A 25570-nucleotide genomic window follows, 5' to 3' on the forward strand; every position below is an offset into this window, starting at 1 on the left:
AACAAATGTTTCCCAACCCTTCAAGGAGTGATTGGTATGGTCGGTTCTAGCTTGCGCGTCATTAACATCAAACAGCGACTTTATGTACTCACGTTCGTGATTACATCACTATTGCTGCTTCCATTTATCGCTCTGCTCTACGCCTATCAAAGTGATTTGATGGAAGCCAAGCAGGTCAAAACACGCCATTTGGTCGAAGCGGCCGTGAGTTTGCAGCAGCACTATTATCAGCAAGAACAAGCCGGGCGCTTGTCTCGCGAAGGGGCGCAAACGCAAGCCAAGGCGGCCATTAGCCAGCTGCGCTATGAAAAAGAAGATTACTTTTGGATTAACGATGATCAGCCCAATATGATCATGCACCCGATGAAACCGCAACTGAACGGCAAGAGTTTAAGCGCAGTGAAAGATCCGACAGGCAAGGCGCTGTTTGTTGAAATGGTTTCGGTGGCAAAAACATCCGGGGCTGGCTTTGTCCATTACATGTGGCCAAAACCGGGTTCGGACGTTGATGTGGAAAAAGTCTCTTATGTGCAAATGTTCCAGCCATGGGGGTGGATTACCGGCAGCGGTGTCTATATCGATGATGTTGAAGCGCTGGTGTGGCAGCGTATTCGTGCTTCTCTTCTCCAATTGAGCCTGACTGGCGCTGTCATGCTGTTACTGGCTGGATGGATAGGCAACAGCATTACCCAGCCATGTCGAGCGACGCAGCGCGCTTTAGAGGATATTGCACAAGGTGATGGCGACCTGACCAAGCAACTGCCTGCCGACGGCCAAGATGAGTTAGCGCAAATCGCTCGTGCGTTTAACCAATTCACCAGCAAGATCCGCCTCATCGTACAAGGCATTGCCCCTGTCACACGTGATGTCACCGGCTCAGCCTCTGAGCTGACCCAAGTGGCAAGAAATGCACTCGAAAAAGCCACCGCCCAGCAGCACTCGGTCGATTCCGTTGCCAGTGCCATGAAGCAACTGCACGACAGCAACATGCAAGTGGCCGATTCGGCTCAAGAGGCAGCCAGTGCAGCGCAGACTGCTTCAGAGAAAGGCAAGGAAGGCAGTGCCATCATTGAAAAAGCCTCTGGCTACATGCATGCCTTGTCACACACCGTGACCCAAACAGAGCTCAATGTGCAAGAGCTAGCCAAAGAAACCCAAAAAGTAGGCTCAGTGTTGGAAGTTATCCGGGGTGTGGCCGAGCAGACCAATTTACTTGCGCTCAACGCTGCAATAGAAGCCGCACGAGCGGGTGAGCAAGGCCGTGGCTTTGCGGTGGTCGCTGACGAAGTACGCACATTGGCTACGCGCACCAGCAGCAGTACCGATGAAATTCAACACATCATCGCGCAGTTGCAACAACGCGCCAACGATGTCTGTTTATCGATGGAGCAAACACAGCGTCAATCCACCGAAACCCAACAACAAGCCAGCTTGGCACAGCAAGCCCTAAGTGACATCGATGCGCAAATTGCTGTGATTCTGCAGCTCAATCAGCACATTGCTCGTGCCAGCGGAGAGCAAACATCGGCCACTGAGCTCATTAACCACAATCTGCTGCAAATTGTCGATCACAGTGAACAGACGGCAGCACAAGCCAATCAAGTCGCTGCGGCGAGCGAGCAGTTGATGGCTAGCGGTAATCAATTGCAAGTCAACTTTGCTGCGTTCAAGGTGTAACGCCAATAGAATGAACAAACTTACGATCGGCTTAGGTCATTAATGGCCTAAGCCGTCTGTTATTCTAAAGCAGCAAGAATAGAACAGTGGCTGGCATTATCTTCCACATGGCCACAGCACGCATCGTTAATTTTTTTCAGTGCCCGACGAATTTTGTTTAATTCGGCAATTTTCTCATCGATGAGTGCCAACTTAGCAGAAGTGATCGCTTTCACCTCGGCGCAACTGTGTTCTGTTGCTTCGAGCTTGATCTCCAGCAGCTCTTTGATCTCTTCCAAACTCAAACCGAGTTCTTTGGCTTTTAGAATGAACCCCACCTGCTTCTGGTTTTCATAATTGTAAAGACGGTAGCCGGATTCACTGCGACCAGCTGGCTTGATCAGGGCATTTTTTTCATAAAAGCGCAGCGTATCCGCGCTCACACCACAACGTTTCGCCAATTCACCTATCTGAAACATAACTTTCCTTATTAACTATCTCGTTACTTTTTCTCTTAAAGTTCGAGTTTTTTGCAATTATTTTTGAGATGCCAAACGATTGCGCGAGATTTTATGTAATAAATTGGTTAGAATACGCGCCATCAAATGAGGGAGACTGTCTTCTTACCAGAAAAGAGAGACAAAGGTCTTTTCCAAAACTGGCCAATATTTTACCCCAAGAGGTAAAAACAAGTTCATTTTTGGCAAATATCTTTAGTTTAACTCCGTGAATTTGAGGAAATTGGAAGCATGAACAACGCTCGTCCTATTCGCCGTGCGCTTATCAGCGTATCAGACAAAACCGGTATTGTTGAGTTTGCGCAAGCTCTTGCTGAGCGCGGTGTCGATATCTTATCGACTGGCGGTACTGCTCGTTTACTTGCAGAGCAAGGCATCGCAGTCACTGAAGTCTCTGACTACACTGGTTTCCCAGAAATGATGGACGGTCGCGTGAAAACGCTTCACCCGAAAGTTCACGGTGGTGTGCTCGGTCGTCGTGGCCAAGACAATGAGGTCATGGCAAAACACGGCATTAACCCGATCGACATGGTGGTGGTTAACCTCTACCCATTCGCAGAAACTGTCGCCAAAGAAGGCTGCACACTGGCTGACGCGGTTGAAAACATCGACATCGGCGGCCCAACCATGGTTCGCTCTGCGGCGAAAAACCATAAAGACGTGACTATCGTTGTCAACGCTTCAGACTACCATCGCGTCATCACAGAAATGGACGCCAACGACACGTCGCTTACTCTAGAAACGCGTTTCGATCTCGCTATCGCAGCCTTTGAACACACCGCTGCTTACGACGGCATGATCGCGAACTACTTCGGCACTATGGTTCCTTCATACGGAGAGAACAAAGAAGGCGATGAAGAGAGCAAATTCCCGCGCACTTTCAACCAGCAGTTCATCAAAAAACAAGACATGCGCTACGGTGAGAACAGCCACCAAGCAGCCGCTTTCTATGTTGAAGCCAACCCACAAGAAGCATCGGTTGCTACCACACGCCAAATCCAAGGCAAAGCCCTTTCTTACAACAACATCGCAGACACTGACGCAGCGCTTGAGTGTGTGAAAGAGTTTAATGAGCCAGCTTGTGTCATTGTTAAGCACGCTAACCCATGTGGCGTAGCGCTAGGTAAAGACATCCTAGAGGCGTACAACCGCGCTTACCAAACCGATCCGACATCCGCATTCGGTGGCATCATCGCCTTCAACCAAGAGCTAGACGCGGAAACGGCCACAGCGATCGTTGAGCGCCAATTTGTTGAAGTCATCATTGCCCCTTCTGTATCAGCTGAAGCGATTGAAGTGGTGGCAGCGAAGAAAAACGTTCGTCTGCTTGAGTGTGGCGAGTGGACAACAAAGACAACAGGCTTTGATGTGAAACGCGTGAACGGCGGCCTACTGGTTCAAGATCGCGACCAAGGCATGGTCAGCCTAGATGACCTTAAAGTCGTCTCTAAGCGCCAGCCAACTGAAGAAGAACTCAAAGACGCGTTATTCTGCTGGAAAGTCGCCAAGTACGTAAAATCGAACGCGATTGTTTACTCTAAAGGCGATATGACTATTGGTGTGGGCGCTGGCCAAATGAGCCGCGTCTACTCAGCGAAGATTGCTGGCATTAAAGCGGCAGACGAAGGCCTACAAGTTGAAGGTTGCGTCATGGCCTCTGATGCCTTCTTCCCATTCCGTGACGGCATTGATGCAGCAGCAGAAGCTGGCATTAAATGTGTAATTCAGCCTGGTGGTTCGATGCGTGATGACGAAGTGATTGCCGCCGCAGATGAACACGGTATGGCGATGATTTTTACGGGCATGCGCCACTTCCGCCACTAATTTTTATCAGAGGTGCCTTATCAGGCACCTCTTTTTGCAAGATTTGAGGATGATGAGATGAATGTATTGATAATTGGTTCCGGCGGTCGTGAACACGCACTAGGTTGGAAAGCCGCGCAAAACCCAAATGTAGAGACAATCTTCGTCGCGCCGGGTAACGCTGGTACCGCACTTGAGCCTAAGCTAGAAAACGTCAACATCGCCGTTGAAGACATTGCCGGTTTAGTGGCGTTTGCTAAAGAGAAAGCCATTGAACTGACCATCGTCGGTCCTGAAGTGCCGCTCGTACTGGGTGTCGTTGATGCGTTTAGTGAAGCAGGCCTGCCAATTTTTGGCCCTACCCAAGCGGCTGCGCAACTTGAAGGCTCGAAAGCATTTACCAAAGACTTCCTTGCTCGCCATCAAATTCCTACTGCGGCGTACGCAAACTTTACGGAAATCGAGCCAGCATTGGCGTACGTGCGTGAACAAGGCGCGCCAATCGTGGTGAAAGCAGATGGCCTTGCAGCAGGTAAAGGCGTGATTGTCGCGATGACGCTGGAAGAAGCGGAAGAAGCAATCAAAGACATGCTCGCAGGCAACGCCTTTGGCGAGGCAGGCAGCCGCGTGGTGATCGAAGAGTTCCTGGATGGCGAAGAAGCCAGCTTCATCGTGATGGTGGATGGTGAGAACGTATTGCCGATGGCCACCAGCCAAGACCACAAACGTGTCGGCGATAAAGACACCGGTCCAAACACCGGCGGTATGGGGGCTTACTCACCCGCACCAGTGGTGACACCAGAGATCCATAACCGTGTTATGCAAGAAGTGATCTTCCCGACCGTGCGTGGTATGGCCGCCGAAGGTAACCCATACACGGGCTTCCTCTATGCCGGCTTGATGATTGACAAAGATGGCACACCAAAAGTGATCGAGTACAACTGCCGCTTTGGTGACCCAGAGACGCAACCTATCATGATGCGCATGGAATCGGATCTTGTGGAATTGTGCCTCGCGGCCATCGACAAGAAACTGGATCAAGTCGAGTCCAAGTGGGACCCTCGCGCATCGATTGGTATCGTGCTTGCAGCGGGTGGTTACCCAGCAGCGTACAACAAGGGTGATGTGATCTCTGGCCTACCTCAAGTTGAGATTGAAGGCGAGAAGGTCTTCCACGCTGGTACTGAAAATAAAGAGGGCGATATCGTCACAAACGGTGGTCGTGTTCTGTGTGCCACCGCTCTGGGCAATAGCGTATCAGAAGCGCAGCAACGCGCGTACGAACTAGCAAAACAGATCCGTTGGGAAGGCATGTTCTATCGCAACGATATTGGCTACCGTGCTATCGCTCGCGAGCAGCAGAAATAACAACAGCGTTAGTTGGCTAACACAAAAAAAGGCGCATGATGCGCCTTTTTCTTTCGTCAGTAAACCACGTTACTCTTCGATAAGTACTGGCTTCTCAATGCAATCTTTATCGTCATCATCCATCAAAAGCAAGGTATCGACTTCTAAACGACGAGTCGATTTTTTGCCTAAAAACGCCACGTAACTATCCACACTCGCAAGTCGGTTAACCACAAAACCCGGGAGCGTTTTGTTGAACTCAAGTGAGGTATACTCTTCTCCGCCACAAGTTTCAAACGTTTCGCCATCCCAGTAACCTTGCACCAACTCCAAACCTTCTCGAGATTGCAGCTTGGTCTCTTTGACTAACGCTTCCGCTTCATAGCGGTAACGCTGCAGCTGCTCCTGCTGGATGGGTAGCACTTTGCCATTTAAACGATACTGTTGATAAACCGCATCACCTTCAACATTAAAACGAACGTGGATTCGATAAGGCACCAAACCAAGCTTACCATCAAGCTGTTCACCTTCTCGAATCAACTCTCGCAACGCGCCTTCATCCCATCGGTAATCACTCTGATACCAACCGTAATCACCAGAAAAAACGTAATCGGCCGCCTTGTGAGGCCCAGTAAGCTTATCCGTGACCCAATAAAAACTCGTCGCATCGCCCATCGTCTGGCCACCAGAGAAATGAGTGAACTGTTCAAGATTTGGTCTTGGTGCTGAAGAACAACCAGCAAGGATTAGGAGGGCAGTCAGGGAGAGAAGTCGTTTTTTCATGATGTCAGGCAATTAAAAAAGGCACCGGAGAGAATCTCCGGTGCAGAGCAATTAGTTTACTGATTCTTTCAGCGCTTTACCTGCTACGAATGCAGGAACGTTTGCTGCAGCGATTTGGATCTCGTCACCCGTTTTTGGGTTACGGCCAGTACGCGCTGCACGGTGGTTTACTTTGAATGTACCAAAACCAATTAGTTGAACCTGGTCACCCTCTTTTAGTGCATCAGTCACACCGTTAAGAGTTGCTTCAAGAGCAGCTTTTGCTTGTGCTTTAGATAGGTCTGCTTTCTCTGCGATAAAGTCGATTAATTGGGTCTTGTTCATTAGGTTTCCCTTCTCATAGGTTATCGAATTCGTTTCACTCTAAAGCATAAAGCCTATGTCTGGCAAAGGTTTGTCGTCAATCTTTCGCTTTAGTGCCTTACTTTTAACCGTTTTCTGAGTAATAACTCACAAATTGTTACCGAATAACCATACAAAGAGCTTGGATTTCACGGCCGAAGCACCTATTTACAAGGAGTCTACGACCATTAGATAATGCACTTTGTCTCAGTGTAGACGTGAACTCGTGACTTCTTCAAGGGCAACTATGCTACTGCTTACTTTCTATATTTCGATTGCTATTGGTATTTCTTTCATCTGTTCTGTGCTGGAGGCGGTACTACTGAGCATCAGCCCAAGCTATATTGCGCAGCTCAGACAGCAAGGTCATCCTGCTGCTGAACCGCTGACGAAGCTTAAAGCAGACATCGATCGTCCGCTGGCTTCTATCCTCACATTAAACACCATCGCTCACACCATTGGTGCTGCGACAGCGGGTGCGCAAGCGGCAGTGGTTTTCGGCAGCGAATGGTTGGGGGTATTTTCTGGTGTCCTAACGCTCGGTATTCTTGTGCTCTCGGAGATTGTCCCGAAAACCATTGGTGCCACATACTGGCGACAACTAGCGCCTTCGGCAGCCACGACATTGCGTTGGATGGTGTGGGCTTTGACCCCCTTTGTTTGGTTCTCAGAGCAAATCACCAAGCGTTTGGCACGCAATCAAGAACTGCCCAAAATGCGTGATGAGCTATCAGCGATGGCGATCTTAGCACGCGAAAGCGGTGAGTTTGCCGAAGGTGAGTCGAAGATCCTAAGTAATCTACTAGGCATTCAAGATGTACCGGTAACGCAGGTGATGACACCTCGCCCTGTAGTTTTTCGAGTGGATGCCACCACCACGATTAACGAGTTTCTCGCTGAGCACAAAGAGACACCATTCTCTCGCCCTCTGGTTTACAGCGAGCAGAAAGACAACATCATTGGTTTTGTCCACCGCTTAGAGCTGTTCAAACTGCAGCAATCGGGGGAAGGTGAAAAACAGCTAGGGGCGGTAATGCGACCCATTCATGTCATCATGAACACACTTGCTTTGCCCAAAGCCTTTGACCAGATGATGGCAAAACGCTTGCAGCTTTCTATCGTGGTGGATGAATACGGCACCGTACAGGGCTTAGTCACGCTCGAAGATATCTTCGAATACTTGTTGGGCGAAGAGATCATCGACGAAGCCGACAAGAGCCAGGACATGCAAGAACTCGCTTACCAACGCTGGGAGCGTTGGAAAAATAAGCACGGCATGATTGAAAGCCGTGACGACGATGAGGATCAAGGAAGTAACGACAAGGCTAAGTCGTAGATTGGACAGGTGTCAAAACAACAAAAGGCTCGATCGGAGCCTTTTGTGTTTCTATCGCTAGAGCGTAATGCCAATGTTGCTGATTGGGTCATCTCTCAGCTCTTGTCTCAAGTCTTTAATCAAATCGATATCGCGCTCTTGTGCTTCACGCAAAGGACGGAAAATTGCCCACTGCACATCCCACTCAGAACACACCGCTTCGTTCGCTTTCTGGTTATCATTGGTGATCGCTTCACTGCCTTGAGCTTGCTCTAAATCCACCACGGTTTGCACCGACTGCTGACTGATTTTAATCATAGAGTCAAACAAGTAGTCACGATCAAGCAAACCGTGCAGTAAGGTGGAGAGAGATTGACACGCATCCATCGCCGGGTAAACCGCATAGAGCTCGAACTCTTCTGCGCTAGGAAAAAGCTCTTCCAACTTCTCAAGTTGACGCTCAAAATTCACCTTAGCGTTTTTCACCGTGAGAATTTCCCATACACTGTCTAAAATGTTGCGATAACCGCGTGGGTCTGCAAAGGCTGTATTTTCGCAAAACAGCGCGTAGTTTGGGTACATACGCTCACATAAGCAGGCCATAAAGGTTATTTGTTGCCAAGGTTCCAGTTTCTCTAAACGAACCTGCAGGGGATTCTGTAGCATAATCACTCAATCATTGCGGAAAAAGACAGCGGAAGTGTACTTGATTCGCCACAGGGAAAAAAGTTAATGCATCAGTCAAATCACAAGATTTTCATTGATACCGAGGATAATGCAGCTTATCAGCAGTTGCTCAATGACCAAGCCCTACCCAATTTGACCATTACGCAATACCGAGAAGAAGCGAATATTATTCTCGCCGCCCCACCCAAAATCGCACCACAGCTCTCAGAATGCCACCAGCTCGAATGGTTACAGTCTACCTATGCTGGCGTGAATGCACTGATGCAACCTCAGTTACGACGGGATTACAAGCTGACCAATGTCCGTGGTATTTTTGGCCCCTTGATCGCGGAATACGTCATCGGCTACGCCATTCAACACTATCGCCACTTGGCCCGCTATGCGGAGCAGCAACAGCAACGTCTCTGGCAACCGCATCCCTACTCTTCCCTAGAGGGCAAAACGATCACCATCTTAGGTACTGGGAGCATAGGGAATCACCTTGCGCATGCCTGCTCAGCGATGGGGTTACACACCATTGGCGTCAATCGCACAGGCATTCCGCCAAACGGTAGCCATTTTCAGCAAACCTATCACATCAATGAGCTGGCAGCGGCCTTGAAGCGAGCGCACATCGTAGTCAACACTCTGCCTAGCACAGAACATACTCACCATTTGTTGAACCAAGCGAGCCTAAGCCACTGTCGTCATGCTCTATTATTTAATGTTGGACGTGGGGACGTCATTGACAATGCGGCACTACTTTTGGCGATTAAAAATCACTGGGTCGAACATGCATTCTTAGATGTATTTGAACAAGAACCCCTCGTCACGGATCATCCATTTTGGGGGCTCAAACAAATCACTATCACGCCGCATATTGCCGCGCTGAGCTTTCCTGAGAAAGTGATGGCGCTGTTTGCTGAAAATTACCATCGTTGGCTTGAAGGGTACCCGCTCAACCATCAAGTCAGCTTCACCAAAGGGTATTGAGGCATGCCACTTGAGCCGCTGTTAACTCAAATACGAGCTTGCCAAGTGTGTGCCTCCGCCTTGCCGCTCGGTGCGAACCCTGTGGTTCAAGCTCACTCAGAGGCGAAGATTTTGATCATCGGACAAGCGCCAGGTACCAAAGCCCACCAAACTTCCATTCCGTGGAATGATGCCAGTGGCAATCGCTTAAGAGCGTGGTTAGACATTGAAAAGCAGACTTTTTATGACCCAAAACAGATCGCCATCATGCCGATGGGATTTTGCTATCCCGGACGAGGGCAATCTGGCGATCTTCCGCCACGAAAAGAGTGCGCACCACTGTGGCATGAGGCCTTACTGAAACACTTACCCAATATCGAACTGACACTGTTGATTGGTCAATATGCACAAAACCGTTATCTGTCGAACAAACCAAAAACACTGACTGAAACAGTACAAAATTGGCAAGCTTGGCTACCCGCTTACCTGCCAATTCCTCATCCCTCACCAAGGAACACACTGTGGTTGAGAAAGAATCCTTGGTTTGAAGAACAAACCGTGCCCTACCTTCGCCAACAAGTGCATCAGCTACTCTCCCCGAGCAAGGTTGAGATCTAAAAAGCATTGAGATCATGGCAACCCAAAAGCACCTTTCGCTGTACACCGCTGAGGTAGAAGCGAAAAACAAAAACCAGCCGAAGCTGGTTTTTAATGGCTAACAGAGAGTGCTTTTTATTGGTGGTATGGCTTAGAAAGCTCGTGAACCGCCTCAACAAAGACACCTGCGTTTTCTGGTGGAACGTCAAGATGGATACCGTGACCCAAGTTGAACACGTGTCCAGTACCACCATGGCCAAATCCTTCTAGGATAGAGGCCACTTCTTCACGAATGCGATCGTGAGAAGCGTAGAGCATCGATGGATCCATATTGCCTTGCAGGGCCACTTTGTCACCGACACGCGCTTTTGCGTCTGCAATGTTGATGGTCCAATCAAGACCTACGGCATCACAACCCGTAGCCGCAATCTGCTCTAACCACATGCCACCATTCTTCGTGAAGAGCGTCACGGGTACGCGGCGGCCATCGTTTTCACGAATCAGGCCATCCACAATCTTATGCATGTATTGCAATGAGAAGAGGTTGTAGTCACGCGGCGTCAATACGCCCCCCCATGTATCAAATACCATCACTGATTGCGCACCTGCTTTAATTTGTGCGTTTAGGTATTCGATAACGCTGTCTGCTAGCTTATCAAGAAGTAGGTGCAGAGTGTGTGGTTCTGCGTACATCATTTTCTTGATCTTAGTGAAGGCTTTTGAGCTGCCGCCTTCAACCATGTAAGTGGCGAGTGTCCACGGGCTACCAGAAAAGCCAATCAGCGGTACATCACCGTTCAAGTCTTTGCGGATTTGACGCACAGCGTTCATAACATATTGCAGCTCACCTTCTGGATCCGGCACGCCGATTTTTTCGACGTCTGCTTTGCATGTGATTGGGTTATCGAAGATCGGGCCTTCACCTGTTGAGAAGCGCAGACCCAATCCCATCGCATCTGGGATAGTCAGGATATCAGAGAACAGAATGGCGGCATCCAGCGGAAAGCGGCGAAGTGGTTGAAGAGTCACTTCAGACGCAAGCTCTGCATTTTTACACAAAGACATGAAATCGCCTGCTTGCGCGCGAGTTGCTTTGTATTCTGGTAGGTAACGACCTGCCTGACGCATCATCCATACCGGTGTGCAATCGACTGGCTGTTTAAGAAGAGCACGCAGATAACGATCATTTTTTAATTCAGTCATTCCGAAATTCCAGTTGTTAGGCTTTTTATAAGAGCGACATTCTAACACCGATTTCGTGCAAAATGCGGTCTGCTTTGCGCCCTGGATCAAGTTATTAACTTTTAAATCAATGCTTCATTTGCAACCAAGATGTAACAGTGTTAAAAATTTTCTCGCTAGCGAAAACTATAATTACAAACTGAACACTCTGTGTTCAGCATCTCATAACGACATCTTACTTACCCCCTCCCTCTCGGAGGGTTTTTTTTATTTATTTTTCAATTATTTACATAGAAGATCTCACTCAAAGTTTGTTCTATTAATGCTCTAGCTATCGTGCCTGTTGGTGCGACGGGGGGCAAATTGTCGATACCAAACCAATCTGCATCGCTCAGCTCGCTGTAATCTGGTTTCAACTCCCCCGCGTGGTAATCGGCCAAAAAGGCCATCATCATACTGGAAGGAAATGCCCAAGGTTGGCTGCCAAAGTAACGAATGTTGGTCACATCAATACCCGTTTCTTCTTTTACCTCTCTCGCCACGCACTGCTCTAAGGTTTCACCCACTTCCAAAAATCCGGCGATGACGGTATACATACCATTGCGGTGCCTTGGATGCTGGGCCAGTAAAATCTTATCCTGCTTACGCACCGCGACAATAATGCATGGGAAAATGCGCGGATAATGCAAGGTCCGACAGTCGCCACACTGCATCGCGAGTTGGTTGTGATTGAGGTGGTTGCGTCCACCACACTGAGGACAAAAACGCATTGTTTGCGTCATATGGCCATATTGAACCGCTTTGCTCATCAGCAGAAAAAGCGCTTCAGAAAACTGGAGACACTCTCTGAGTGATGTCATTTCAAGGTGTTGTTCCACATCAGATTCATTGAGCCACATGACAGGCATCTCTTGATGCTGCCCAATGCATTGCGCTTTCTCCACCGGGAGATTCCATTCGCTACCACGACCAAAAGGCAGCTCTCCGTCCACCAGCCAAAGTTCACTCCCTGCAACAACACACCAATATGCTTTGGGGTCATGCTTGCTGTCACTATTCGATAACATTCCTATTCCTCACCGCTTGCAGTTCGTTCATTTTACTGGCAATCTAATTTCATACCAGAATTTGTAGACTCAGTCGTTTCAGACTATAAATTCTTGTAAGGACAAGAGTTTGTATCCAGTTGGCCATTTTGCCAAGGTACTGGCTTTACTATGCAAAGGAAACGATCACGGATCAGTGATTAGCTCATGAGGGCATGGTCATGCTAAAAAAATTCAAACAAACACAGGAACAGTGGGGTGGCTCAAGTGATGTCATTGACCACTGGTTGGAAACTCGTCAATCGCTGATTGTGGAGTTTTGTAAGCTTGCTGCGCTGCAGCCATGTTCGACCAAATCAAATGTTTTAGAACTCCCATCACCCATCGATTTACAACACTTCTGCCAACATCTCGTCGACTATATTTCTGAAGGCCACTTTAAGATTTATGACATGGTCATGGACAAGTGGCGAGCAACCGGCTTTGAGGCAACCACCGAAATTAACGACACGTACGCGAAGATTGTGCTGACCACTGAACCCTTATTAAGTTTCACAGACGCCTACGCCAATGTTGATGAAGAGGACCCTTTGGAAAGTTTTGAACGCGATTTATCACGTGTAGGCGAAATTATCGAGCTTCGATTTGAAGTAGAAGATCACCTCATCCAGTTGATTGCGGACAGCTTATCAGTTCCTCCTGGCGCTTAGTGGCAACTTAGCCATTTAGAATGGCCATTCGTAAATAAACGCGATGTAAAAAAGACAGATAAACAAAAGGCACCTCGAAAGGTGCCTTTTTTATGCTTCAATCAGCGATTACTCGTCTGAAGAGAAACCTGCATTCAGTAGTGCCGCTAGGTTATCAGTTGCTTGCGCTGCTGATGGACCTTCTTGCTCCTGAGCACGTTTCGCCTGACGATCTTGGTGGTACGCAAAACCTGTACCAGCAGGGATCAGACGACCAACGATTACGTTCTCTTTCAGGCCACGTAGATCATCACGCTTACCAGAAACCGCAGCTTCTGTTAGTACGCGAGTCGTTTCCTGGAACGATGCCGCAGAGATAAACGATTCAGTCGCTAGAGACGCTTTAGTGATACCTAGTAGCTCACGTTCGAAGCGAGCTGGCTCTTTGCCTTCTGCTTCAAGATTACGGTTAGCAATCTTCACTTGTGAGTATTCTACTGTCTCGCCTGGTAGGAACTCAGAGTCACCAGCATGAGTAATAGTACACTTACGTAGCATCTGACGAACGATAGTCTCGATGTGCTTATCGTTAATCTTAACGCCTTGGAGACGGTAAACTTCCTGAACTTCGTTCGCGATGTACTGTGTTACTGCGTGGATACCACGTAGACGCAGGATATCGTGTGGAGCTTCTGGACCGTCAGCAATGACGTCACCACGTTCAACACGTTCACCTTCGAACACGTTCAACTGACGATGCTTAGGAATCATCTCTTCGTATGTATCACCACCCTCGCGAGTGATAATCAGACGACGCTTACCTTTGGTCTCTTTACCGAAGCTTACAGTACCTGAGTATTCTGCAAGGATAGCTGGCTCTTTCGGCTTACGAGCTTCAAATAGGTCAGCTACGCGTGGTAGACCACCGGTGATGTCTCGGTTACCGCCCGATTTCTGTGGAATACGAGCAAGTGTGTCACCGATACCCATCTCAGCGCCATCTTCGATGTTTACGATCGCTTTACCTGGTAGGAAGTATTGCGCTGGCATATCAGTACCAGGGATCATTACATCCTTACCTGCTGCATCAACAAGTTTGATAGCCGGACGCATATCTTTACCTGCAGCTGGACGAGCCGCTGCATCCGTCACTTCGCTTGAAGATAGACCTGTTAGATCGTCTGTTTGACGAGAAACCGTTACGCCATCAATCATATCAACGAATTGAACACGACCTGCCACTTCAGTGATGATTGGCATGGTGTGCGCTTCCCAGTTTGCTACTGTTTCACCAGCAGTTACTGAATCGCCATCTGCTTTGTTCAGTGAAGAACCGTAAGGCAGTTTGTGCTTCTCTTTGGTACGACCAAATTCATCAATGATAGTCAGCTCTGATGCACGAGAAGTGATAACTAGCTTGCCATCTTTGTTGATAACGAACTTCGCGTTGTTCAGCTTAACAGAACCGTTGTTCTTCACTTGGATGCTATTTTCTGCTGCCGCTGTTGATGCCGCACCACCGATGTGGAACGTACGCATCGTTAGCTGTGTACCAGGTTCACCGATAGACTGAGCAGCGATAACACCGACTGCTTCACCTTGGTTCACTAGGTGACCACGTGCTAGGTCACGACCGTAACACTGCGCACAACAACCAAAGTCAGAGTCACACGTTACAACAGAACGTACAGTGATCTTGTCAACTGAGTTGTCATTGATGATCTGACACCATTTCTCATCCAATAGCGTGTTACGCGGGATAAGAATTTCTTCAGTACCAGGCTTAACGATGTCTTCAGCAACCACGCGGCCTAGTGCAAGCTCAGTCAATGCTACTTTAACGTCACCACCCTCGATATGAGGCATCATTTCAACGCCTTCTAGCGTGCCACAGTCGTGCTCTGTTACAACCACGTCTTGTGCAACGTCTACTAGACGACGAGTTAGGTAACCCGAGTTCGCTGTTTTCAGTGCCGTATCCGCAAGACCCTTACGAGCACCGTGCGTTGAGATAAAGTACTGAAGTACGTTTAGACCTTCTTTAAAGTTTGCAGTGATCGGCGTTTCGATGATTGAACCATCTGGACGCGCCATCAGACCACGCATACCTGCTAGCTGACGAATCTGAGCTGCAGAACCACGAGCACCTGAGTCCGCCATCATGTAGATGCTGTTGAAAGACTCTTGTTGCTCTTCTTCACCGTCACGGTTAATGACCGTTTCAGAAGAAAGGTTCTCCATCATCGCTTTCGCTACGCGATCGTTGGTTGATGCCCAAATATCGATCACTTTGTTGTAACGTTCGCCCGCAGTTACAAGACCAGACTGGTACTGTTCCTGGATTTCACGTACTTCTTCTTCTGCTTCTGCGATTTCAGTGTACTTCGCTGGCGGTACAACCATATCGTCGATACCAACAGACACACCAGAAAGTGCTGCGTAAGCAAAACCTGTGTACATGATTTGGTCAGCGAAGATTACTGTGTCTTTCAGACCTAGCTTACGGTATGCCTCGTTAAGTAGGTTAGAAATCTGCTTCTTACCTAGCTTTTGGTTAACGATGCTGAACGGTAGGCCTTTCGGTACGATTTGCCACAACATGGCACGACCAATAGTGGTATCCACCATCTTAGTTTCTGTTGTGCTGTGACCATCTTCATCGACCACTGTCTCAGTGATACGAACTTTTACGCGAGCGTGTAGCGCCGCAGTTTTAGTGCGGTATGCTTTTTCAGCTTCAGCAGGACCTGCTAGGTACATGCCTTCGCCTTTCGCGTTGATCATTTCACGAGTCATGTAGTACAGACCCAATACAACGTCCTGAGAAGGTACGATGATCGGATCACCTGACGCTGGCGACAGAATGTTGTTTGTCGACATCATCAGAGTACGAGCTTCAAGCTGTGCCTCTAGGGTTAGAGGTACGTGAACCGCCATTTGGTCACCATCGAAGTCCGCGTTGTAAGCCGCACACACTAGTGGGTGTAGCTGGATCGCTTTACCTTCGATTAGTACTGGTTCGAACGCCTGGATACCAAGACGGTGAAGTGTCGGTGCACGGTTCAACAGTACTGGGTGTTCACGGATTACTTCGTCTAGGATATCCCAAACGACCGCTTCTTCACGCTCTACCATCTTCTTAGCCGCTTTGATTGTCGTCGCTAGGCCACGAGTTTCAAGCTTGCTGTAAATGAACGGTTTGAACAGCTCAAGTGCCATCTTCTTAGGAAGACCACACTGGTGCAGACGAAGGTATGGACCTACTGTGATTACAGAACGGCCAGAGTAGTCTACACGTTTACCTAGAAGGTTCTGACGGAAACGACCTTGTTTACCCTTGATCATATCAGCAAGAGATTTCAGAGGACGTTTGTTCGAACCTGTGATCGCACGACCACGACGACCGTTATCCAGTAGCGCATCAACAGACTCTTGCAGCATACGTTTTTCGTTACGTACGATGATGTCCGGAGCTGCTAGCTCTAGAAGACGCTTCAAACGGTTGTTACGGTTGATCACACGACGGTATAGGTCGTTCAGATCTGAAGTCGCAAAGCGACCGCCATCTAGTGGTACTAGAGGACGTAGATCTGGCGGAAGAACTGGAAGTACAGTTAGGATCATCCACTCAGGGTTGTTGCCTGAAGAGATAAACGCTTCAACCAGCTTCAAACGCTTAGTCAGTTTCTTACGCTTAGTTTCAGAGTTAGTGGTATCTAGCTCTTCGCGCATCTGCTCAACTTCAGCATGCAGATCCATTGAACCTAGTAGGTCCTTGATCGCTTCTGCACCCATTTTCGCAGTAAACTCATCTCCCCACTCTTCTAGACGATCCAGGTACTCTTCTTCAGTGAGCATCTGAGATTTTTCTAGATCCGTCATACCTGGTTCAGTGACTACGTACATTTCGAAGTACAGAACACGCTCGATATCACGTAGAGGGATATCCATCAGTAGACCGATACGAGACGGTAGCGATTTTAGGAACCAGATGTGAGCAACTGGAGAAGCCAGTTCGATGTGGCCCATACGGTCACGACGAACTTTAGTCTGAGTAACTTCTACACCACATTTCTCACAGATCACACCACGGTGCTTCAGGCGCTTGTATTTACCACAAAGACACTCGTAGTCTTTTACTGGGCCAAAGATACGCGCACAGAATAGACCATCGCGTTCAGGTTTGAACGTACGATAGTTGATCGTTTCAGGTTTTTTAACTTCACCAAAAGACCATGAACGAATCATGTCTGGTGAAGACAGACCGATTTTGATTGCATCAAATTCTTCGGTCTTATGCTGTGCTTTCAGAAAGTTTAATAAGTCTTTCACAATCAGCTCCTGTAAGGAGTTAAAAGCAGCCAGCCGTGTGAAACTGGCTGCTTTCTACCAAATAACCCGGACGGATTACTGTTCGTCTTCTAGCTCGATGTTGATACCTAGCGAGCGGATCTCTTTCAACAATACGTTGAACGATTCTGGCATGCCAGGTTCCATCGCGTGGTTACCATCTACGATGTTTTTGTACATCTTAGTACGGCCGTTAACGTCATCCGACTTAACCGTTAGCATTTCTTGTAGCGTGTAAGCAGCACCGTATGCTTCTAGTGCCCATACTTCCATCTCACCGAAACGCTGACCACCGAACTGAGCTTTACCACCTAGTGGCTGCTGAGTTACCAGACTGTACGAGCCAGTAGAACGTGCGTGCATCTTGTCATCTACAAGGTGGTTCAGTTTCAGCATGTACATGTAACCTACGGTTACAGGACGCTCAAACGCATCACCTGTGCGACCATCAAACAGAGTTAGCTGACCTGACTCTGGCAGACCGCCAAGTTTCAGTAGCTCTTTGATTGATGCTTCAGACGCACCGTCAAATACTGGAGTCGCAATCGGTAGACCACCACGTAGGTTGCCAATCAGAGTACGAACTTCTTCATCAGACAGAGAAGCGATGTCTACTTTCTGGCGAGTTTCGCCTAGATCGTAAACTTTTTGCAGGAATTCGCGGAATTTCGCGAGTTCTTGCTGCTCTTTCACCATCTGGTTGATCTTGTCACCAATACCTTTCGCTGCTAGACCCAAGTGTACTTCTAGGATCTGACCGATGTTCATACGCGAAGGTACACCCAGTGGGTTCAGTACGATGTCTACAGGCTGACCTTTTTCATCGTATGGCATGTCTTCAACAGGGTTGATCTTAGAGATAACACCCTTGTTACCGTGACGACCTGCCATCTTGTCACCAGGCTGGATACGGCGTTTCACCGCTAGGTAAACTTTAACGATTTTCAGAATACCAGGCGCTAAATCATCACCTTGAGTGATCTTACGACGCTTAGTTTCAAACTTCTTATCGAAGTCTGCTTTTAGCTCGTCGTACTGCTCTGCAAGTTGCTCAAGCTGAGTTTGCAGTGCGTCGTCTTCAAGAGTCAGCTCTAACCACTTCTTACGATCGGTTGAATCCAGCTTCGCTTCAGCGTAACCACCAGCGATAAGTACCGCTTTAACACGGTTTAGAAGACCACCTTCCAGAATCTGGAACTCTTCCGTCAGGTCTTTCTTCGCTTCTTTCAGCTGCATCTGTTCAATTTCAAGCGCACGCTTGTCTTTCTCTACGCCATCGCGAGTGAAAACTTGAACGTCGATGATGGTACCTGAAACAGAGTTTGGTACACGTAGTGACGTATCTTTAACATCCGATGCTTTTTCACCGAAGATCGCACGTAGTAGCTTCTCTTCAGGCGTTAGCTGAGTTTCACCTTTTGGTGTTACTTTACCAACCAGGATGTCGCCACCCTTCACTTCAGCACCGATGTAAACGATACCTGACTCGTCTAGTTTAGACAGAGCAGACTCACCTACGTTTGGAATATCCGCTGTGATCTCTTCAGATCCCAACTTAGTATCACGTGCCACACAAGTCAGTTCTTGAATGTGGATAGTCGTGAAACGGTCTTCTTGAACTACGCGCTCAGATACTAAGATCGAGTCTTCAAAGTTGTAACCATTCCAAGGCATGAACGCGATACGCATGTTCTGACCAAGTGCAAGTTCACCTAGGTCTGTTGAAGGACCATCAGCAAGCACATCACCACGTAATACTGGCTCACCAGGCATCACACATGGACGCTGGTTGATACAGGTGTTTTGGTTAGAACGGGTGTACTTGGTTAGGTTATAGATATCGATACCCGCTTCACCAGGGATCAACTCTTCTTCATTAACCTTCACCACGATACGAGAAGCATCAACTGACTGAATAATACCGCCACGTTTAGCAACCGCAGTTACACCAGAGTCAACCGCTACGTTACGCTCAATACCTGTACCGACAAGTGGCTTCTCTGACTTCAGAGTTGGAACCGCTTGACGTTGCATGTTCGCACCCATTAGAGCACGGTTAGCATCGTCGTGTTCTAGGAACGGGATTAGCGATGCTGCGATCGATACGACTTGGTTGGTTGCAACGTCCATGTAATCAACATGTTCGCGTGGGTGCAGACCAGATTCGCCTTTTTGACGAGCAGTGATCAGCTCATCGGCAAAAGTACCATCTTCGTTCAGCTTCGCGTTCGCCTGAGCGATAACGAATTGACCTTCTTCGATAGCTGATAGGTAATCCACTTCGTCTGTCACAACACCATCAACAACACGACGGTATGGCGTCTCTAGGAAGCCGTACTCGTTACAACGTGCAAATGCTGATAGAGAGTTGATCAGACCGATGTTCGGACCTTCAGGCGTTTCGATCGGACATAGGCGGCCGTAGTGAGTTACGTGTACGTCTCGAACTTCGAAACCAGCACGCTCACGAGTAAGACCACCAGGACCCAATGCAGAAATACGACGCTTGTGTGTAACTTCTGACAGCGGGTTGTTTTGGTCCATAAACTGAGACAGCTGAGAAGAGCCAAAGAACTCTTTTACTGCCGCAGAAATTGGCTTCGCATTGATCAGGTCTTGTGGCATCACTGCGTCAAGATCGCCTAGGCTTAGACGTTCTTTCACTGCACGTTCAACACGTACTAGACCAACACGGAACTGGTTTTCTGCCATTTCGCCAACTGAACGGATACGACGGTTACCTAGGTGGTCGATGTCGTCCACTTCACCAATACCGTTACGGATAGCGATCAGCTTTTTCATCACTTCGATGATGTCAGTTTCATCTAGTGTGCCTTGCTCTTGAGCATCTTCACGGCCAATTGAGCTGTTGAACTTCATGCGGCCAACAGTCGATAGGTCATAACGCTCTTCAGAGAAGAACAAGCTTTCGAATAGAGCTTCAGCGGCTTCTTTTGTTGGTGGCTCGCCAGGGCGCATCATGCGGTAGATTTCTACCAGTGCAGAAATACGATCAACAGAGCTGTCGATACGCAGTGTTTCTGACATGAATGGGCCATGGTCTAGATCGTTGGTGAACAGAACCTCTAGCTGCTTGTGACCTGCTTGAGAAAGCTTAGCCAGTGCTTCAAGGCTGATTTCTTGGTTCGCAGCAACGATGATTTCGCCGGTCGCTTCGTTGACGTAGTCTTTAGACGACACTTTGCCTACGATGTACTCGACTGGTACTTCGATCTGATCAACGCCTTCTTTTTCTAGTTGGCGGATATGGCGTGCCGTTACACGACGACCTTTCTCAACGTAGACTGTACCATTTGCTTCGATATCAAACGTTGCCGTTTCGCCACGTAGACGATCTGGTACCAACTCCATCATCAGCGTTTGGTCTTTCACTTCGAAATTCACTTTTTCGAAGAAAGTATCCAAGATCTCTTCAGTGCTCTTACCTAGTGCACGAAGAATGATGGTTGATGGTAGCTTACGACGACGGTCGATACGTACGTACAGGTTGTCCTTAGGATCAAACTCAAAATCAAGCCATGAACCACGGTAAGGAATGATACGCGCGTTGTACAGAACTTTACCAGAAGAGTGAGTCTTACCTTTGTCGCTGTCGAAGAACACACCTGGGCTTCGATGCAGCTGAGATACGATAACCCTCTCGGTACCATTAATCACAAAGGTACCATTGTCTGTCATGAGTGGAATCTCACCCATGTAGACTTCTTGTTCTTTAATGTCTTTTACAGTGCCTGCAGGCGCGTCTTTATCAAAAATAACTAGGCGTAGTTTTACGCGAAGTGGTTTTGAATAAGTTACACCACGGATTTGACATTCTTTAACATCAAAAACTGGCTCACCAAGACGGTAGCTAACGTATTGCAGCTCAGAATTACCATTGTAGCTCTGAATAGGGAATACAGAACGGAAAGCAGCCTCAAGACCGTACTGTCCTTCAGGATCCTGTTCGATAAATTTATCGAACGAATCGAGCTGGATCGATAGCAGGTATGGAATGTCCAAAACTTGTGGACGAGTACCAAAGTCCTTACGGATGCGCTTTTTCTCGGTATAAGAGTAAACCATGGGGTTCCTCAGCTCGCTGATAAGTGACCCAAACTGTCCGCCCACTCCTAGTTACTTAAGGGGGGTAAGGGACAGAGACTAATATAACTGTTTACTGTAGTGACACCTCATTGCGAATGAATGAAATGTTTTTTGCATGGATATCAGGCGCTTAAACAGCAGGAAAATTCGCCTATACCCTACAGCGCAAAAAGGCCGGTGGTCAATAAACCACCAGCCATTAGCCGTTAGGCTAGGAGATTAAGCAATAAATTACTTGATCTCAACAGTTGCACCAGCTTCTTCTAGCTCTTTCTTCAGAGCTTCAGCTTCAGCTTTCTCAACGCCTTCTTTCAGTGCAGCTGGAGCGCCGTCAACTAGAGCTTTAGCTTCTTTCAGGCCAAGACCAGTTGCGCCACGTACTGCTTTGATTACAGCAACTTTGTTAGCACCAGCAGAAGCTAGGATAACGTTGAATTCAGTTTGCTCTTCAACAGCAGCTGCTGCTGGGCCACCTGCTACAACTGCAGCTGCAGCAGTAACACCGAATTTTTCTTCCATTGCAGAGATCAGTTCAACAACTTGTGTTACAGACATTTCTGCGATAGCGTCTAGGATTTGCTCGTTAGTAATAGACATAACAATTCTCTTTTAAGTCAACAATAAGTTTATTAAGCAACCAGTAAAAAGCAATGCGAATTACGCAGCTTCTTTTTGGTCGCGGATAGCAGCGATAGTACGAACCAGCTTGCCTGCAGAAGCTTCTTTCAGACACATCATTAGACGTGCGATTGCTTCGTCGTAAGTTGGTAGCGTTGCTAGTACTTCAGCGTCAGTTAGCGCGCCTTCGAATGCAGCAGCTTTGATCTCGAATTTTTTGTTCTCTTTAGCGAAGTCTTTGAAAAGACGCGCTGCAGCACCTGGGTGCTCGTTAGAGAATGCGATTAGAGAAGGACCAGTGAAAGTGTCAGTTAGACACTCGTACTGAGTACCTTCAACCGCACGGCGTGCTAGTGTGTTACGTACAACTTTCATGTAAACGCCCGCTTCACGAGCTTGCTTACGTAGAGTTGTCATCGCATCAACAGATACGCCACGAGAATCAGCTACAACTGCAGAAAGTGCACCAGCGGCAGCTTCGTTGACTTCAGCAACAATTGCTTTTTTGTCTTGAAGATTTAAAGCCATCTTGGATTAACTCCTGGTTGTTGTTACACCACTCACTATTATCACAACAGTGAGAGCTATTGAGGTGCTTTTCCCAGAAGAAAGGTAACTATTTACATAGAGCTTTCTGTCAGTTCGGGCACCATCTACGTAGGAAAATTAAGTCAGTTCGAAAACTGGCACCTACGGTCTTGGACGGAGACTGGGTCTTAATTCATAGAGCAACAAGTTACTCAAAGAACCAAAGTTCAGCCCCAACCACAAATATTAGGCGCAAAATTATACATAATTTTTGCGCCTAAGCAAATAGATTATGCTTGAGCGCTCAGGCTAGCCTGATCGACAGCAACACCAGCACCCATCGTAGTAGAGATGCTTACTTTCTTCAGGTAAGAACCCTTAGCTGAAGATGGCTTAGCTTTCTTCAGAGCAACTAGAAGTGCTTCTAGGTTCTCTTTGATTTGCTCTGCAGAGAAATCTACTTTACCGATAGTTGTGTGGATGATGCCGTTTTTGTCGTTACGGTAACGAACCTGACCAGCTTTCGCGTTCTTAACCGCTTCAGCAACGTTAGGAGTTACAGTACCAACTTTAGGGTTTGGCATTAGACCGCGAGGACCTAGGATAGTACCTAGTTGACCTACAACGCGCATTGCATCTGGAGAAGCAACAACTACGTCAAAGTTCATTTCGCCTTTCTTAACTTGCTCAGCAAGATCTTCCATACCAACGATGTCTGCGCCAGCTGCTTTCGCTGCTTCAGCGTTTGCACCTTGTGCAAATACTGCAACGCGAACGTCACGGCCAGTACCGTGTGGCAGTACAGTTGCACCACGTACGTTTTGGTCAGATTTACGAGCATCGATGCCTAGGTTAACAGCAACATCAACAGACTCAACAAACTTAGCAGTCGCTAATTCTTTAAGAAGAGCAACAGCTTCGTTGATTTCGTATTCACGAGTTACATCAACTTTTTCGCGGATAACGCGCATGCGCTTAGTTAGTTTTGCCATGATATTAACCCTCTACCACTAGGCCCATTGAACGAGCAGTACCTGCGATAGAACGCTTCATCGCTTCGATGTCAGCACCAGTCATATCAGCAGCTTTAGCTTCTGCGATCTCTTGGATTTGAGCGTCAGTTACAGTACCCACTTTTTCAGTGTTTGGACGACCTGAACCAGACTTGATACCAGCAGCTTTCTTCAATAGAACAGCAGCAGGTGAAGTCTTAGTTACGAACGTGAAAGAACGGTCGCTGTATACAGTGATAACAACAGGAACAGGAAGACCTTTTTCCATTGATTCTGTTTTTGCGTTGAACGCTTTACAGAATTCCATGATGTTAACACCACGTTGACCTAGTGCAGGACCAACCGGTGGACTTGGGTTCGCCATACCAGCAGCAACTTGCAGCTTGATATAAGCTTCAACTTTCTTAGCCATGATAATACCTAATTCTTGGGTTCAAACGCTAATCTCAGATCAGCTCCCCGTTATCAACAATTCTTTTTGCTCAATAGAAGCAAAAAGGCGCGAAATTATAGTCATAATTCGCGCCTAGTACAAGCCCAATTAAGGTGCTTTTTTAATCAAGCTTTTCAACCTGACCAAACTCAAGCTCGACCGGTGTTGCACGACCAAAGATCGATACAGACACTTTTAGGCGGCTCTTCTCATAATCCACTTCTTCAACCGTACCGTTAAAGTCAGCAAATGGACCTTCGTTAACACGAACCACTTCACCCACTTCGTACATAGTACGTGGACGAGGGGCTTCACTTGCTTTCTCTAGGCGATTAAGAATCGCGTCCGCTTCTTTATCAGAAATCGGTGCAGGGCGGTCAGAAGTACCACCAATGAAGCCCATGACACGCGGCACACTGCGAACGAGGTGCCATGATTCATCATTCATAATCATTTGAACAAGGACGTAACCTGGGAAGAACTTGCGCTCAGATTTACGGCGTTGACCTGCGCGCATTTCTACGACTTCTTCAGTCGGCACTAGAACTTCACCGAAATACTCTTCCATACCGTGCATTTTGATATGCTCACGCAAAGACTGAGCTACACGGCCTTCAAATCCAGAGAAGGCTTGAACCACATACCAGCGTTTTTTAGGAGCTTCACTCATGAATTACAACCCTCTATACCCCAGTTGCGAAAGCAATTAGACGAACCATGATGCCGTCAATGCCCCACAAAACCAGAGCCATTACTATACTTACAGCCAAAACAATCAACGTTGTTTGCATCGTTTCTTGGCGAGTAGGCCAAACCACTTTGCGTACTTCCATACGAGATTCTTTGGCAAACACAATCGCTTCTTTACCTTTGGTCGTTGTTGCAGCCACACCAAGCGCAGCAGCAATAAGTACAACAACACCTGCAGCGCGAATCACCACAGACAGATCACCATACAGGTAATTACCCACAACAGCAGCGGCAAGCAGTACAAAAGTAACTATCCACTTCATTGTATCTGCTGCATTCGAGCCATCAGGAGTTTCAGCATTATTTGCTTTCATAAAACCAACCTGTCATAAGTCTTAATATAGACGACAACAACCCCGCTGTGGCAGGGCAAACTCCATATCGCTGCACACGGTTTGCGACAGCGCATTTATTCTGATCAAGCGTCACTGCTCAACCAATTCTTCTTCACTCAAGATAAGCCTGCACAATAAAGCAGCAAAAATTATATTGAGCGTAGAAAAAGGGCATCAAATGATGCCCTTTTTACTAGCTGTTCGTCAAATCTTATTCAAAGATTTTAGCAACAACACCAGCACCTACAGTACGGCCACCTTCACGGATCGCGAAACGTAGACCTTCGTCCATCGCGATTGGAGAGATTAGCTCAACTTGCATTTGGATGTTGTCACCAGGCATTACCATTTCTACGCCTTCTGGAAGAGAGATATCACCAGTTACGTCAGTTGTACGGAAGTAGAACTGTGGACGGTAGCCTTTGAAGAACGGAGTATGACGACCGCCTTCGTCTTTAGAAAGTACGTATACTTCTGACTCGAACTTAGTGTGTGGAGTGATTGAACCAGGCTTAGCTAG

Annotated in this window: 22 protein-coding genes and 1 pseudogene; 8 read left to right on the forward strand and 15 right to left on the reverse strand. The window is 47.7% G+C overall.

The window, feature by feature from the left end; genetic code table 11:
• Window positions 1–36 precede the first annotated feature (36 nt).
• Window positions 37–1677 carry a methyl-accepting chemotaxis protein gene (locus LZU85_RS18140; RefSeq protein WP_237288031.1) on the forward strand — a complete coding sequence of 547 codons (1641 nt, stop codon included), beginning with the start codon at window positions 37–39 and terminating at the stop codon, window positions 1675–1677.
• 59 nt (window positions 1678–1736) lie between these two features.
• Here the strand turns inward: LZU85_RS18140 and zntR are convergent, their stop codons facing one another.
• On the reverse strand, window positions 1737–2135 hold the full coding sequence (gene zntR, locus LZU85_RS18145) for a Zn(2+)-responsive transcriptional regulator (RefSeq protein WP_011079216.1): 399 nt from the start codon (window positions 2133–2135) through the stop codon (window positions 1737–1739).
• Window positions 2136–2152: 17 nt separating this feature from the next.
• Here zntR and LZU85_RS21195 point away from each other — a divergent pair.
• The 3 genes and pseudogenes from LZU85_RS21195 to purD all read left to right on the forward strand — a co-directional run.
• Window positions 2153–2262, forward strand: a pseudogene (locus tag LZU85_RS21195) (phosphoribosylamine--glycine ligase); the annotation flags it as partial.
• 143 nt (window positions 2263–2405) lie between these two features.
• A complete protein-coding gene (purH, locus tag LZU85_RS18150) occupies window positions 2406–3998 on the forward strand; it encodes a bifunctional phosphoribosylaminoimidazolecarboxamide formyltransferase/IMP cyclohydrolase (protein ID WP_237288033.1) in 1593 nt (530 codons plus the stop codon).
• A 57-nt stretch (window positions 3999–4055) separates the two neighbouring features.
• Window positions 4056–5345 carry a phosphoribosylamine--glycine ligase gene (gene purD, locus LZU85_RS18155; RefSeq protein ID WP_237288035.1) on the forward strand — a complete coding sequence of 430 codons (1290 nt, stop codon included), beginning with the start codon at window positions 4056–4058 and terminating at the stop codon, window positions 5343–5345.
• A 69-nt stretch (window positions 5346–5414) separates the two neighbouring features.
• On the opposite strand, the gene LZU85_RS18160 is transcribed toward purD, so the two are convergent.
• Window positions 5415–6107, reverse strand: coding sequence for a DUF1481 domain-containing protein (locus tag LZU85_RS18160; protein ID WP_176298314.1), 693 nt, complete (start codon window positions 6105–6107; stop codon window positions 5415–5417).
• Window positions 6108–6158: 51 nt separating this feature from the next.
• On the reverse strand, window positions 6159–6431 hold the full coding sequence (gene hupA / locus LZU85_RS18165) for a nucleoid-associated protein HU-alpha (protein WP_011079212.1): 273 nt from the start codon (window positions 6429–6431) through the stop codon (window positions 6159–6161).
• A gap of 265 nt (window positions 6432–6696) precedes the next feature.
• Between hupA and LZU85_RS18170 the strand changes: the two genes are divergently transcribed.
• A complete protein-coding gene (locus LZU85_RS18170) occupies window positions 6697–7785 on the forward strand; it encodes a CNNM domain-containing protein (RefSeq protein ID WP_237288036.1) in 1089 nt (362 codons plus the stop codon).
• Window positions 7786–7842: 57 nt separating this feature from the next.
• Here LZU85_RS18170 and LZU85_RS18175 read toward each other — a convergent pair whose 3' ends face one another.
• Window positions 7843–8430, reverse strand: coding sequence for a YjaG family protein (locus tag LZU85_RS18175; protein WP_237288038.1), 588 nt, complete (start codon window positions 8428–8430; stop codon window positions 7843–7845).
• A gap of 66 nt (window positions 8431–8496) precedes the next feature.
• On the opposite strand from LZU85_RS18175, the gene LZU85_RS18180 reads away from it, so the two are divergent.
• Window positions 8497–9423 carry a D-2-hydroxyacid dehydrogenase gene (locus tag LZU85_RS18180; protein ID WP_176298317.1) on the forward strand — a complete coding sequence of 309 codons (927 nt, stop codon included), beginning with the start codon at window positions 8497–8499 and terminating at the stop codon, window positions 9421–9423.
• 3 nt (window positions 9424–9426) lie between these two features.
• A complete protein-coding gene (locus LZU85_RS18185; protein WP_237288040.1) occupies window positions 9427–10020 on the forward strand; it encodes a uracil-DNA glycosylase family protein in 594 nt (197 codons plus the stop codon).
• Window positions 10021–10134: 114 nt separating this feature from the next.
• Here the strand turns inward: LZU85_RS18185 and hemE are convergent, their stop codons facing one another.
• The gene (hemE, locus tag LZU85_RS18190; protein ID WP_176298319.1) at window positions 10135–11202 is read right to left on the reverse strand and encodes a uroporphyrinogen decarboxylase; all 1068 of its coding nucleotides are present in this window, start codon (window positions 11200–11202) and stop codon (window positions 10135–10137) included.
• A 257-nt stretch (window positions 11203–11459) separates the two neighbouring features.
• On the reverse strand, window positions 11460–12248 hold the full coding sequence (gene nudC, locus LZU85_RS18195; protein ID WP_176298320.1) for an NAD(+) diphosphatase: 789 nt from the start codon (window positions 12246–12248) through the stop codon (window positions 11460–11462).
• 194 nt (window positions 12249–12442) lie between these two features.
• On the opposite strand from nudC, the gene rsd reads away from it, so the two are divergent.
• On the forward strand, window positions 12443–12937 hold the full coding sequence (gene rsd / locus LZU85_RS18200) for a sigma D regulator (protein ID WP_176298321.1): 495 nt from the start codon (window positions 12443–12445) through the stop codon (window positions 12935–12937).
• A 108-nt stretch (window positions 12938–13045) separates the two neighbouring features.
• Here rsd and rpoC read toward each other — a convergent pair whose 3' ends face one another.
• The 9 genes from rpoC to LZU85_RS18245 form a co-directional block, all read right to left on the reverse strand.
• The gene (gene rpoC, locus LZU85_RS18205; RefSeq protein ID WP_176298322.1) at window positions 13046–17248 is read right to left on the reverse strand and encodes a DNA-directed RNA polymerase subunit beta'; all 4203 of its coding nucleotides are present in this window, start codon (window positions 17246–17248) and stop codon (window positions 13046–13048) included.
• A 75-nt stretch (window positions 17249–17323) separates the two neighbouring features.
• The gene (rpoB, locus tag LZU85_RS18210; RefSeq protein WP_237288042.1) at window positions 17324–21352 is read right to left on the reverse strand and encodes a DNA-directed RNA polymerase subunit beta; all 4029 of its coding nucleotides are present in this window, start codon (window positions 21350–21352) and stop codon (window positions 17324–17326) included.
• A gap of 252 nt (window positions 21353–21604) precedes the next feature.
• Complete coding sequence (gene rplL, locus LZU85_RS18215) at window positions 21605–21970, reverse strand: 50S ribosomal protein L7/L12 (protein WP_039431518.1); 366 nt, start codon at window positions 21968–21970, stop codon at window positions 21605–21607.
• A 60-nt stretch (window positions 21971–22030) separates the two neighbouring features.
• Window positions 22031–22519 (reverse strand): 50S ribosomal protein L10, encoded by a 489-nt coding sequence (gene rplJ / locus LZU85_RS18220; protein WP_011079199.1) that lies wholly within the window; start codon window positions 22517–22519, stop codon window positions 22031–22033.
• A gap of 290 nt (window positions 22520–22809) precedes the next feature.
• Window positions 22810–23511, reverse strand: a complete 702-nt coding sequence (gene rplA, locus LZU85_RS18225; RefSeq protein WP_176298324.1) for a 50S ribosomal protein L1 — start codon at window positions 23509–23511, stop codon at window positions 22810–22812.
• A gap of 4 nt (window positions 23512–23515) precedes the next feature.
• Window positions 23516–23944 carry a 50S ribosomal protein L11 gene (rplK, locus tag LZU85_RS18230; protein WP_011079197.1) on the reverse strand — a complete coding sequence of 143 codons (429 nt, stop codon included), beginning with the start codon at window positions 23942–23944 and terminating at the stop codon, window positions 23516–23518.
• A 142-nt stretch (window positions 23945–24086) separates the two neighbouring features.
• A complete protein-coding gene (gene nusG / locus LZU85_RS18235; protein ID WP_011079196.1) occupies window positions 24087–24635 on the reverse strand; it encodes a transcription termination/antitermination protein NusG in 549 nt (182 codons plus the stop codon).
• 13 nt (window positions 24636–24648) lie between these two features.
• Window positions 24649–25029, reverse strand: coding sequence for a preprotein translocase subunit SecE (gene secE / locus LZU85_RS18240; RefSeq protein WP_176298325.1), 381 nt, complete (start codon window positions 25027–25029; stop codon window positions 24649–24651).
• A 232-nt stretch (window positions 25030–25261) separates the two neighbouring features.
• Window positions 25262–25570 (reverse strand): EF-Tu C-terminal domain-related protein (locus LZU85_RS18245; RefSeq protein WP_237288044.1); only part of this gene is annotated, 309 nt, incomplete at its 5' end.

The organism is Vibrio floridensis, assembly GCF_021852965.1.
GTDB classification, from domain to species: Bacteria; Pseudomonadota; Gammaproteobacteria; order Enterobacterales; family Vibrionaceae; genus Vibrio; species Vibrio floridensis.

Excerpts from the sequence above, each read along its gene's own strand:
- LZU85_RS18140 (WP_237288031.1), top strand. The coding sequence starts at position 37 with ATGGTCGGTTCTAGCTTGCGCGTCATTAACATCAAACAGCGACTTTAT.
- zntR (WP_011079216.1), bottom strand. The coding sequence starts at position 2,135 with ATGTTTCAGATAGGTGAATTGGCGAAACGTTGTGGTGTGAGCGCGGAT.
- purH (WP_237288033.1), top strand. The coding sequence starts at position 2,406 with ATGAACAACGCTCGTCCTATTCGCCGTGCGCTTATCAGCGTATCAGAC.
- purD (WP_237288035.1), top strand. The coding sequence starts at position 4,056 with ATGAATGTATTGATAATTGGTTCCGGCGGTCGTGAACACGCACTAGGT.
- LZU85_RS18160 (WP_176298314.1), bottom strand. The coding sequence starts at position 6,107 with ATGAAAAAACGACTTCTCTCCCTGACTGCCCTCCTAATCCTTGCTGGT.
- hupA (WP_011079212.1), bottom strand. The coding sequence starts at position 6,431 with ATGAACAAGACCCAATTAATCGACTTTATCGCAGAGAAAGCAGACCTA.
- LZU85_RS18170 (WP_237288036.1), top strand. The coding sequence starts at position 6,697 with ATGCTACTGCTTACTTTCTATATTTCGATTGCTATTGGTATTTCTTTC.
- LZU85_RS18175 (WP_237288038.1), bottom strand. The coding sequence starts at position 8,430 with ATGCTACAGAATCCCCTGCAGGTTCGTTTAGAGAAACTGGAACCTTGG.
- LZU85_RS18180 (WP_176298317.1), top strand. The coding sequence starts at position 8,497 with ATGCATCAGTCAAATCACAAGATTTTCATTGATACCGAGGATAATGCA.
- LZU85_RS18185 (WP_237288040.1), top strand. The coding sequence starts at position 9,427 with ATGCCACTTGAGCCGCTGTTAACTCAAATACGAGCTTGCCAAGTGTGT.
- hemE (WP_176298319.1), bottom strand. The coding sequence starts at position 11,202 with ATGACTGAATTAAAAAATGATCGTTATCTGCGTGCTCTTCTTAAACAG.
- nudC (WP_176298320.1), bottom strand. The coding sequence starts at position 12,248 with ATGTTATCGAATAGTGACAGCAAGCATGACCCCAAAGCATATTGGTGT.
- rsd (WP_176298321.1), top strand. The coding sequence starts at position 12,443 with ATGGTCATGCTAAAAAAATTCAAACAAACACAGGAACAGTGGGGTGGC.
- rpoB (WP_237288042.1), bottom strand. The coding sequence starts at position 21,352 with ATGGTTTACTCTTATACCGAGAAAAAGCGCATCCGTAAGGACTTTGGT.
- rplL (WP_039431518.1), bottom strand. The coding sequence starts at position 21,970 with ATGTCTATTACTAACGAGCAAATCCTAGACGCTATCGCAGAAATGTCT.
- rplJ (WP_011079199.1), bottom strand. The coding sequence starts at position 22,519 with ATGGCTTTAAATCTTCAAGACAAAAAAGCAATTGTTGCTGAAGTCAAC.
- rplA (WP_176298324.1), bottom strand. The coding sequence starts at position 23,511 with ATGGCAAAACTAACTAAGCGCATGCGCGTTATCCGCGAAAAAGTTGAT.
- rplK (WP_011079197.1), bottom strand. The coding sequence starts at position 23,944 with ATGGCTAAGAAAGTTGAAGCTTATATCAAGCTGCAAGTTGCTGCTGGT.
- nusG (WP_011079196.1), bottom strand. The coding sequence starts at position 24,635 with ATGAGTGAAGCTCCTAAAAAACGCTGGTATGTGGTTCAAGCCTTCTCT.
- secE (WP_176298325.1), bottom strand. The coding sequence starts at position 25,029 with ATGAAAGCAAATAATGCTGAAACTCCTGATGGCTCGAATGCAGCAGAT.